At 71.6% G+C, this 10,317-nt stretch carries 8 protein-coding genes and 2 pseudogenes; 4 read left to right on the top strand and 6 right to left on the bottom strand.

Annotation, left to right across the window (positions count from 1 at the left end):
• A pseudogene (locus I53_RS07965) lies at positions 1–870 on the bottom strand (polyribonucleotide nucleotidyltransferase); the annotation flags it as partial.
• A 208-nt stretch (positions 871–1,078) separates the two neighbouring features.
• Positions 1,079–1,348, bottom strand: coding sequence for a 30S ribosomal protein S15 (gene rpsO / locus I53_RS07960; protein WP_012317943.1), 270 nt, complete (start codon positions 1,346–1,348; stop codon positions 1,079–1,081).
• Positions 1,349–1,828: 480 nt separating this feature from the next.
• On the opposite strand from rpsO, the gene I53_RS07955 reads away from it, so the two are divergent.
• From I53_RS07955 to I53_RS07945, 3 genes are all read left to right on the top strand, one after another.
• Positions 1,829–3,829, top strand: a complete 2,001-nt coding sequence (locus tag I53_RS07955) for a hypothetical protein (protein WP_043348876.1) — start codon at positions 1,829–1,831, stop codon at positions 3,827–3,829.
• Positions 3,822–4,496, top strand: coding sequence for a hypothetical protein (locus tag I53_RS07950; protein ID WP_051044722.1), 675 nt, complete (start codon positions 3,822–3,824; stop codon positions 4,494–4,496). Before I53_RS07955 ends, I53_RS07950 begins: the two co-directional genes overlap by 8 nt.
• 132 nt (positions 4,497–4,628) lie before the next feature.
• Positions 4,629–6,017, top strand: a complete 1,389-nt coding sequence (locus tag I53_RS07945) for an amino acid permease (RefSeq protein WP_374701306.1) — start codon at positions 4,629–4,631, stop codon at positions 6,015–6,017.
• Here the strand turns inward: I53_RS07945 and I53_RS07940 are convergent.
• The 4 genes from I53_RS07940 to I53_RS07925 all read right to left on the bottom strand — a co-directional run bounded on the left by I53_RS07940 (position 6,001) and on the right by I53_RS07925 (position 9,518).
• Positions 6,001–6,411 (bottom strand): flagellar basal body rod C-terminal domain-containing protein, encoded by a 411-nt coding sequence (locus I53_RS07940; RefSeq protein WP_043348870.1) that lies wholly within the window; start codon positions 6,409–6,411, stop codon positions 6,001–6,003. The two genes, I53_RS07945 and I53_RS07940, sit on opposite strands and share 17 nt — an antisense overlap.
• A 62-nt stretch (positions 6,412–6,473) precedes the next feature.
• On the bottom strand, positions 6,474–7,334 hold the full coding sequence (locus I53_RS07935) for a formyltransferase family protein (protein WP_043348869.1): 861 nt from the start codon (positions 7,332–7,334) through the stop codon (positions 6,474–6,476).
• Positions 7,334–8,101, bottom strand: coding sequence for an SDR family oxidoreductase (locus tag I53_RS07930; protein ID WP_043348866.1), 768 nt, complete (start codon positions 8,099–8,101; stop codon positions 7,334–7,336). Before I53_RS07930 ends, I53_RS07935 begins: the two co-directional genes overlap by 1 nt.
• 109 nt (positions 8,102–8,210) lie before the next feature.
• On the bottom strand, positions 8,211–9,518 hold the full coding sequence (locus I53_RS07925) for a capsule biosynthesis protein (protein ID WP_043348864.1): 1,308 nt from the start codon (positions 9,516–9,518) through the stop codon (positions 8,211–8,213).
• Positions 9,519–9,853: 335 nt separating this feature from the next.
• On the opposite strand from I53_RS07925, the pseudogene I53_RS07920 reads away from it, so the two are divergent.
• Positions 9,854–10,317, top strand: a pseudogene (locus tag I53_RS07920) (capsular biosynthesis protein); the annotation flags it as partial.

The raw sequence follows: 10,317 nt of genomic DNA, 5'->3' as shown, positions 1-10,317 counted from the left end.
CGGGAACTTCTCGGCACCCTCGGGGCAGAGGGCGGCCATCACCTTCGCCTTCACGGCGTCGACGGCGGCGTAGCGCTCCTGCTTGACGGTCTTGGTGTAGGCGGCGCGCAGCTCCGTCTCGCAGATCTCCAGGACCGCCTTCTCGACGTCGGCGTTCTCGGGGGCCTTGAAGTCGCGCGGCTCCTTGGCGGCCTTCTCGGCCAGGCGGATGATCGCCTCGATCACCGGCTGGAAATGCTTGTGGCCGAACATCACGGCGCCGAGCATCACGTCCTCGGAGAGCTCCTTGGCCTCCGACTCGACCATCAGCACCGCGTCCTGCGTGCCGGCGACGACGAGATCGAGGCTGGATTCCTCCTTGGTCTCGGTGACCAGCGGGTTCAGCCGGTAGCCGCCGTTGATGTAGCCGACGCGGGCGCCGCCGATCGGGCCCATGAACGGGACGCCCGACAGGGTCAGGGCCGCGGAAGCCGCCACCATGGCGACGATATCGGGATCGTTCTCGAGGTCGTGGGTCAGGACGGTGACGACGACCTGCGTGTCGTTGCGCCAGCCCTCGACGAAGAGCGGACGGATCGGGCGGTCGATCAGGCGGGAGACCAGGGTCTCCTTCTCGGAGGGACGGCCCTCGCGCTTGAAGTAGCCGCCGGGGATGCGGCCGGCCGCGTAGGCCCGCTCCTGGTAGTTCACGGTGAGCGGCATGAAGTCGATGCCGGGCTTGGGCTCCTTCGTGGCGACCACGGTGGCGAGCACCGAGGTCTCGCCGTAGGTGGCGACCACGGCGCCGTCGGCCTGACGGGCGACCTTGCCGGTCTCGAGGACGAGCTTGCGGTCGCCCCACATCAGCTCTTCGCGTTGAACGTCGAACATTCTTGATCTCTTCCTTGCCTGCGACGGGCCTGGCCCGGCGCCGCCCGGGGGCAAGACGGCGCGACACTTCCCGCTGAAGTGTCGTGCGATCCTGCCCCGATGCCGGCGCCTCGAAGCGGCCCGTTTGTCGGGAGGCCGGACCCATTCCGGCAGCCCGCGATGGTGAAACGCGGCCCCGGGCCGGGCCCGGAACCGCGCGAAACGCGCCTTAGCGGCGTATGCCGAGACGCTCGATGAGGGCGCGGTAGCGGGCCTCGTCCTTGCGCTTGACGTAGTCGAGCAGCGAGCGGCGCTGCGAGACCAGCTTCAGGAGGCCGCGGCGGGAATGGTTGTCCTTGCCGTGGGTCTTGAAGTGGCCGGTCAGGTTGGTGATCCGCTCGGTGAGGATCGCCACCTGGACCTCGGGGGACCCGGTGTCCTTGGCGTCCTTGCGGTGTTCCTTGATGAGCGCGGTCTTGCGCTCTGCCGTGATCGACATCGCATGCCTTTCGGGTTGTGCTGGTCGGATGCGGCGCCCCGTTCGGGCGCGCGCGGGCTCGGCGTTCGGCCGGTGCCGGGATGTCGTCCAGCACGGTCACAGCGCCAAGCGGCTCAAGCCCCGCCCGGTAACCCGGGTCGAGGCCGCGCGATCCATACACGAAATCGCCAATTATGCCAGCCCTGGGCGAAGCGGTCGCGACTGAACGGTTCTCGCGGCGACCCGCGTTCCGGCCCCGCCGGGCCGGGGCGGGTCGTGCCAAGCCGCGGCCCGCTGGCGCAGCACCCGTCCGGGAACGGGCGTCGGGCTCGCGACGCCCCCGCGGCCCCTGGCCCGGACAGGCGGAACGCTCGTGGAAACGGCCCCGATCCCGCGCAAGGACAGGGCGCGAAGCGGCCGCACCAAGGGGCCCCGGATTTCCCAAGGGAACGGTTAACGCGTGCATGGTAGCCGAGCCGGAGCACGAAACGCGGCCCGGCGATGAACGGCACCCTCTCGGATGCGTGCGGCGTCGTGGTGGCGACGCTGCTCGGCATCCCCCTCGTCCTCCTGCCGGGCTACGCCCTGGGCAGGCTGACCGGCATCCTCGGCTTCCGTGCGCTCGCGGCCGGCGACCGCCTGCTGTGCGGGGCGCTCCTCGGGATCGGGCTCCTGCCCGCCCTCGACAGTCTGGTGATCCAGGCAGCGGGCGTCCCGGCTGCGGCATTGGCGAATGGCGCGTTGGGACTCGCCGCGCTGCTTCCGGCCCTGCGAAGCCTGCGGACGTCCCTCAACCGGGCGGTCCTGGCGCTCGCCGCACTCTGGCTCGGCGTCGTGGCCTATGCGCTGATCGACATCGACACCGGCACCGCCCTCTATCAGCCCGTGACGGTCATCGACCTCGTCAAGCACGCGGCCCTCACACGGGCGATCGTCGCGCATGGGCTTCCGCCCGTGGATCCCTTCTTCGCCCGGCCCGATCGGGCGGGCTACTACTATGAGTTCTATACCCTCACCGCGCTGGTCGACGGGGTCGGAGGGCGCCTCGTCGACGGGCGCACCGCCTTCGCGGGGCTGGCCTTCTGGACCGGTCTCGCGCTCCTCGGCCTGCTGGACCGGCTCCTGGCCGCGACCGGCCTCCTGGGAGATGCCGCGCCCCGGCTCGTCCGCCGCGCGGTGCTGTTGTTGCTGCCGGCGGGCGGCCTCGACATCCTGCTGGTCCTCGCCGATCGGGCCGCGTCCGGGACCTGGCTACCGGTTCCGGAATGGGTGAACGAGCAGGTCCTCAACTGGCCCGCCTCCCTGGTCTGGGTGCCGCACCACGTGGCCGGCGCCCTGGCCGGATGGCTCGGCCTCCTGGCCCTGGCCGAGGTGGCCGACCGCACGCAGCCGAGCCGGCATACGGAAGCCGTGGCGATCGGTGTCGCGGGCCTGGCCTTCGCGGCCTGCGCGGGCCTGTCGGTCTGGGTCTGTCTCGGCACTGCGACCGCCGCGGGGATCTGGCTGGTGCTGCTGGGCCTGGAGCGCCGCTGGCGCGCCGCGGCCCGGTTGGCGGTCGCCGGCCTGCTCAGCGCCACGCTGGCCGCGCCCTGCCTGCTGAGCATCCTGGCGAACCGGACCGATGGTGGCTCGCCGATCCGATTCGCGATCCGGCGATTCGGGCCCCTCGACGGACTCGTCGACGAGCCCGCCCTGAGCGCGCTCCGGATCGTCCTGCTGCCGCTGAACTACTACGTGGCGCTGGGCGTCTTCGCCGCCGGGACGCTGCTGTTCTGGCGGCTCGTCCCGCGCCGTGAAGCGCATGCCCGGGAGGCGGGGCGGTTGCTCACCCTCTGCGCAGCGGCCAGCCTGCTCCTCGGCGGCTTCCTCCGCTCGGCGATCCTCAACAACGACCTCGGCGCCCGCGTGGTCCTGCTGGCGCAGGTCGCGGCCCTCGTCTGGACCGTCGTGGCCCTGAGCCGCCTGGTCGAGGCGCGGCGGCTCCGGTTCCCCGGCCTGCTCGCCACGCTGTTGATCCTCGGATACGCGACGACCCTCTACGGCTTCGTCGGGATGCGCGCCTATTCCGCCTCCGACCGGCCCGCCTTCGCCCGCTTGGCCGGCCGTCCCGACATCGACCGGGCGCTGCGCGCGGCCTATGCCTGGGCCGGCCTGCACCTGCCTCGGGATCTGGTGCTGCAGCAATCACCGGTGCCGCGGCGGGTGTTCGATTTCGGCCTCTACGGGCTCCAGCCGACGGGAGTGGCCGACGCAGAGGCGCGGCTGTTCGGCGCCCCGCCCGAGGCCGTAGCGTCCCGGCTCGCCGATGTCGCGCCGATCTTCCGCGACCGCCTGGACGGTCGCGAGGTGCGCCGCCGGGCCGAAACGGCCGGGATCGGCGCCCTGGTCGTCACCGCGCAGGATACCCCCTGGAGCAGCCCGGATTCCTGGGTCTGGCGGCACCAAGCGGTCTATGCCGATCCACTCGTCCGGATCCTGCGGGTCGAGGATCTTCATGACTGACGCCGGCTCCAGGCCCCCCGCAGGCCGGCGCGCCGGACAGGTCGTGCGCTGGCTCTGCGCCCAGGCGCTGCTTCAGGCTGGCGCCGTCGCCCTCGGCCTCGGCTGCTTCGTGCTGCTGTTCCAGACGGATCTCTGGTCCGGCGTGACCATCCTGTTCTACCGCGGCCTGATCCTGCTGGGCGTGGCCTTCCTGCTGACCCTGGCGGCGACGGCGGCGCTGGCCGGCCTCGGCCGGGCCTGGGGGCTGCGCCGCCGGGACGCCCTCGGCGCCTGCGTCCTGTCGCTGGCCCTCAACCTGAGCGCCTTCGTGATCCTGCCGGTGACGGTCGACCGCTCGATCAGCGTGTTCTTGCTCGGCCAGATGGCGGCCCATCCCGAGGAGCGCTTCACCCCGGAGCGGGCGCGGACGGTGTTCGAGACGGTCTATCTCGGCGCCTTCCGGCAGATGGAGCGGCGCCTGTCCGAGCAGCAGGCCTCGGGCAACGTCGCGCAGACGGCCGACGGCTACGTCATCACCCCCCAGGGCCGCGCCTTCATCCGCTTCTGCGGCCTCGTGGCCCGGGCATTCCGGACCGACACCCGGATGATCGATGCCGCAGCGTCCGCCCCGTCTGCCGCCCGCGATCCGGCAGCGCCCGACGGGTCCGCGGGCGTGGTACCGCGATAGGCTGGTCCGCCAACGACAGGACTTGGACCGGACCGGATTTGGTCACGCCTCCGGGGAGGCCGGCATCCCGGCATGGACTGTGCCAGATGACCATCCGGGCGAGGGAGAAGGGACGCGATGGCGGATCCCGCGATGACCAGGAATGAGCGTGCGGATGCCGGGGAGGGGCGTGAGCTCGCCCGGAGCCTTACCGCTCCGGGCCTCGTCGCCATCGGCCTCGGCGCCACGATCGGCGCCGGCATCTTCGTGCTGACCGGAACGGCGGCGGCGCAGTATGCGGGTCCCGCGCTCAGCCTCTCCTTCGTGATCGGCGGCATCGCCTGCGGCTTGGTCGGCCTGTGCTACGCCGAATTGGCCGCCATGATCCCGGAGGCGGGATCCACCTACACCTACACCCGCGCCAGCCTCGGCCGCCTCCCCGCCTGGATCATCGGCTGGGACCTCGTCCTCGAATTCGCCGTGGCGGCGGCGACCGTGGCGGTCGGCTGGTCCGGCTACGCGCAATCCCTCGCGGCGGAGTTCGGCCTGCATCTGCCGCCGGCTTTGGCCAGGGCCCCCGGCGATGGCGGGCTCGTCAACCTGCCGGCCGTCGGCATCGTGCTGCTGCTCAGCGCGCTCCTGATGCGCGCGACGAAGCAGGCTTCCCTGGTCAACGGGCTGCTGGTCGCCTGCAAGGTCGCGATCATCCTGGCCTTCGTGGGCGTCGGCGCCGCCCATCTCCGGCCCGAACTCTGGCACCCCTTCGTGCCCGAGAATACCGGCGCCTTCGGCGCCTATGGCTGGAGCGGCGTGTTCCGCGGCGCCGCGGTGGTGTTCTTCGCCTTCGTGGGCTTCGAGACCGTGGCGACGGCCGCGGGCGAGTGCCGGGCGCCGCAGCGCGACGCGCCGGTCGGCCTGATCGGATCGCTCCTGATCACCACGATCCTGTACGTGGCCATGGCGGCCGTCCTCACCGGCCTCGTGCCCTATCGCGATCTGAACGTTGCCGACCCGGTGGCGAAGGCGGTGGACGTGATCGGCCTGTCGGGGTTCTCGACCGTGATCAAGGTCGGCGCCCTGATCGGCCTGACGACCTCGGCGCTGACCGCCCTCTACGGACAGAGCCGGATCTTCTTCGCCATCGCCCGGGACGGACTCCTCCCGGAGATCTTCTGCCGGGTCCATCCGGTCACGCGGGTGCCCGTGGCGAGCCAGCTCGTCATCGGCGTGTTCACCGCTGGTGTCGCGGGGCTCGTGCCCATCGACGTGCTCGGCGAGATCGTCAGCATCGGCACGCTCCTGGCCTTCTGCCTCGTCTGCGCCACGGTGCTGATCCTGCGCCGCACCGCCCCGGACCGGGCGCGTCCGTTCCGCGTGCCGGCGGTGACGCTCACGGCGGGGCTCGGGATCCTGTCCTGCGTGACGCTGATGGCCGCCCTTCCGGCCGACACCTGGATCCGCCTCGCGATCTGGCTGGCGATCGGCCTCGCGATCTACGCCGGCTACGGCCGGCGGCACGCCGGGTTCAGCCGATCAGGTTGATCGTGGCCTGCGTGAGCGTTTTGATCGACGACGAGGCGTTGAGGCTGAGCTCGTAGTTCCGGATCACCCGCTGCAGGTCGGCCGATTCCACCGCGATGTTCACGTTCGGCAGGCGGACATAGCCCTGGAGGTCGGCACCGGGATTGGTCGGGTCATAGCGGCTGCGGAAGCCGGTGGTGTCGCGGACGATCCGGCCGACCGGGTCTCCGGGGGCGTCGGCGACCACGGGGGCGAACACCGCGATCTTGCGCGCATAGGGGGCGCCGCCGGGGGTGGTCGGGACCGAATCGGCGTTGGCGAGGTTCTCGGAGATCGCGCGGATCCGCCCGCTCTGCACCTGCCGGCCGGCGGCCAGCGCGCTGGAGGCCGAGTGGAGGGCGCTGGAATCCGGCATGCGCGGGCCCTGTCGACGGCGAGGATCTGACCGAGTCCTTGCCCAACAGCCTTAACCCGCGGTTAAGACGCCCGGGCGGAGAGGCTCAGCGCCTCGCGGAGATCCTGCCCATCCGTCAGACGCAGCCCGCGGTGGCGCAGGGAGGCCAGCATCGCGCGGTCCGGGAATGGGCAGTAGGGCAGCACCGGCTCGGTCCGCCCCTCGGGCAGGCTACCGGTCCGCTCGATCGTGTCGAGCAGCCCGTCCAGCATTCCGCGCCCGTGGGCATGCAGCGCCACGGCGGCCCGGGTGGCGGTGGTGCCGGCGGGCAGCGGCACGGCTTCCTGGGCGAGGATCGCCCCGGTATCGATCGCGGCCGCCAGCCGGTGCAGGGTCATGCCGAAGCTGCCGGCGCCCTCGGCGAGGGCGTGGATCGTCGGCACCGGACCGCGGTGGCGCGGCAGCAGGCCGGGATGTCCGTTGATGCCGCCGAGCCGCGCCAGCCCGATCGTCTCGGGCTTGAGGATCTGGTCGAAATGGTAGGTGAGGATCAGGTCCGGCGCCGTGTCCCGCAGGGTCCGCGCGACCTCGGGACCGTTGACGTCGTCGACCGTCACGGTCGGGATGCCCATGCGGCGGCACAGGGTCTTGAGCGGTGTCGCCTCCGGCGCATCGCCGCTTCCGGACGCCGCCTGGGTCAGGGGCGCCAGGGGGCGCAGCAGGTCCGGCAGGCCGAAATTGACCGCCAGATACGGCAGGATCCCGGTGCCCGAGCGCGCGAGGTGTCGCCGGATCTGGCCCGTGAGGCCGCCGCTCGAGGGCCGCTCGGCATTGGAGAGGCCCACGAACGCGATGTCGGCCCGGTAATCGGCGACGAGCCGGCGCACCACGCGGGCGTTCGGCAGCGCCTCCAGGACGAACAGCGCGATCCGGGGCCGCGCCATCAGCGCCGCTTCCGGCGCTGGAATCGGAAGGCGTAGAGACCGGCCTTGCGGACGTTCTCCGGCAGGAGCAGCACGGTGCGGGCGAGCGCCGTGAGGATGAAGGGGAAGGCGATCACGTCGCGGTTGGCCGCGATGCCCTTGGCGATGCGCACGGCGGCCGCCTCGGCACTGATCTCGAGGGGGCGCCAGCCCTTCAACTCGCCGCCCATCGGCGTCTTCACGTAGCCGGGCGTGACGACGTTGACCTTCACGCCCCGGGGCGCGACCTTCTGGCGCAGGGCGAGGCCGTGGGCGACGAGCGCCGCCTTGGCGCCGCTATAGGCCGGCGCGTCCTGAAGCGGCGCGTAGGCCGCCAGCGACGACAGCAGCACGATCTGACCGCGCCCGCGCTCCAGCATCCGCGTCAGGGCGGGCAGCATCACGTTGAGCGAGCCGGTGTAGTTGATGTCCGCGGTCTCGAAGGCGACGTCCTCGGCCTCCACCTGGCCCTCTTGATTGCCGCCGTTCACCGCCGCATTGGCGATGACGAGGTCGAGGGGCGCCTCCGTGTCCGACTGCCGCACGAGCGCCACCGTGGCGGCCCGGTCGCGGGTGTCGAGGCGGGCGGTCTCGGCGGTGGCGCCGCTGGCACGGCAGTCGCGGGCGACCGCCTCCAGGCGTTCGGCGTTGCGTCCGACGAGGACGAGGCTCACGCCGGGTTGCGCGTAGTGGCGCGCCAGCGCGGCGCCGATGCCGCTCGACGCGCCGGTGATCAGAATGCGGGGCATGGGGCGGGTTACGCCGCCGCGCATGGAAAGATCAAGGTCGTGAAAGACTCACCGGCGGCGAAAGCCGCATCAAAGGCCGCCGAATGAAGACGGGTCGGCGGCCGGCCGGTCAGTAGACCGGCGCGAGTTCGCCGTCCCGCTCGGCCGCCTCGACGACCGCCCGCGCCGCCGCCAGCATCGAATCGGGCAGGGCCGATTCCATCCGCGGCACCGAGCCGGCCACGGCCCGGTCGATCGCTTCCTTGGAAAAGAAGCCGCCATTGACCTGGGTCCGGTGCAGGACGACGCGGCGGAAATCCGCCATCAGGTCCATTTCCGGCGGCGTCGGGCTCTTCCAGAAGCTGTCGAGATCGCCCTGATGGGTCAGGCCGGCCATGTTGTAGATCGCGGTGCCGACCGCATGGGTCGGACAGCCCATCTCCAGGGACAGCATCCCCACCGTCGAGTTGACGATGACCACGCCGCGGGCGCTCTTGATCAGGGCCGGGAGGTCGCCGCCGTCGATGAAGTCGAGCCGATCGCTGACGCCGTGGCGGCGGGCCGAAGCGCGGGCGAACTTGCGCCAGTTGATCAGGCCGCTGTCGAGCGGGTGCAGCTTCACCAGGAGCCGGGTCGGCGCCGAGGAGCCGTCCGCGAAAGACTTGATCACCCGGTCCATGAAGCCCTCGACGCCGAGGAACGGCGAGTGGACCCGGATCTGGTAGTCGCTGTCGAGCTGGAGCGGCAGCAGGAAGTAGTCGCAGCCGACCGCGCGGTAAATCTCGTCGCAGCGCGCCGCCTCGCGGCGGGTATGGGCGCGGCGGGCGAACTTCTTGACCCAGCCGGCATACTCGGCGGCGATATGGGTCGGCCGGTGGCTGCGGAAATGCGGGAAGAGGTAGGGGAACAGGACGTTGGCGAGGTTGTAACCGACGTCCCAGACGCTGCGGCGGGCCATGTCGCCGGTCGAGGGCATCGCCCGGCCGGGCTGCGGCAGGCGCCGCGCCAGAGCCCGGATCTCGGCGGCCGTCCGGGGGAGGGACGAGAAGCCGTTCACGCCGCCGAGTTCGCAGGTGATCCAGTTCGGCCGGATATAGCCTTCCTCGAACACATGCACCCGCAGGCCGCGATACTCGGCGATCATGCGGGCGGCCTTGTGGAACGGCCGACAATCGCCGAACAGAACGATGTCGGTCACGGTTTCGCGGTCGAGATAGGCCTCGAGATACTCGCCCCAGGCCTCGCGGCGACCGCGGTAATTGTCGGCGTCGCCGCTCCAGAACAGCCAGTCGCCGGGGCAGAGATTGATGCGCCGGACAGTGTGTCCCCGTGCGCGCAGCGCCTTTCCGAGGTCGGAGAAGAACGGCGTCGCGATGCCCTGCAGGAAGAGGAAGGTCGCGGGGCGGTCGCGAGGGACGTCGAGGGCGGGCTGTTGCATTCCGCGGCGCTTCTGTCCTTGACCCAGGGCCGGATGAACCGAACCGACGAGAGACTCTTGAGGTGGCACGGCGCCCGGCGGGCCCGCAATCCGAAGCCATGCCGCGGCATGGCATTTCCGCGCCTGCGTGGCCCGTCTGCAACGGTCGCACGCCTGCGGCTCGGCCTTCGGATTAGGCGGGCAATCGCGGCGACGATATGTCCAAATCCTTTCCAGGACGTGGCGACGGCGACGCGCGCTCAGGTTGTCCCCGCGTTGCACCACATCCCAGGCCGACGAAAATGCGCTACAGGCGGGCCCAGCACCTCACCCGACCGGAGCCGGACGCACCGACCATGCCCCCTGACCCGACCTCGTCGCTCTACGCGACCGGCCGCACGATCCGCCGCCTGCGGGCGGAAATCGAGGCCGCGACGGGCCTCGCCTTCGGGGCGGCGCGTCCGGGCGCGATCGGCGCGGTCTGGGGCGCGGGAAGCTTGGCCGCGCGGATTCTGGCGCTGACGGGCCGGCGCCGCCTCGTGGCCGCCCCCGGGCCGCTCCTGAGCCCGTACGACTCGCCGGAGACCGGCTTCGCATCGCTGCGGATCAGTCTCGACGGGGCACCGGTCGGCGGGGAGGGGGGCGTCCACTACCTCGACCCCTGGACCCGGCTGCCGATCGACCGCGCGGCCTGCGCCGAGCGGGTGGCATGGCTCACCGCGCGCTTCGCCGAGAACGACCGGCGGGTGGTCTATGTCGGGATGTCCCGCTGGAAGCGGCCCGCCTTGGACGTCCTCGGCGCCGGGCCCGCCGGCCGGCC

Source organism: Methylobacterium sp. B1 (assembly GCF_000333255.1).
Lineage (GTDB): Bacteria > Pseudomonadota > Alphaproteobacteria > Rhizobiales > Beijerinckiaceae > Methylobacterium > Methylobacterium fujisawaense.
This window is presented reverse-complemented; position numbering and strand designations above follow the sequence as displayed.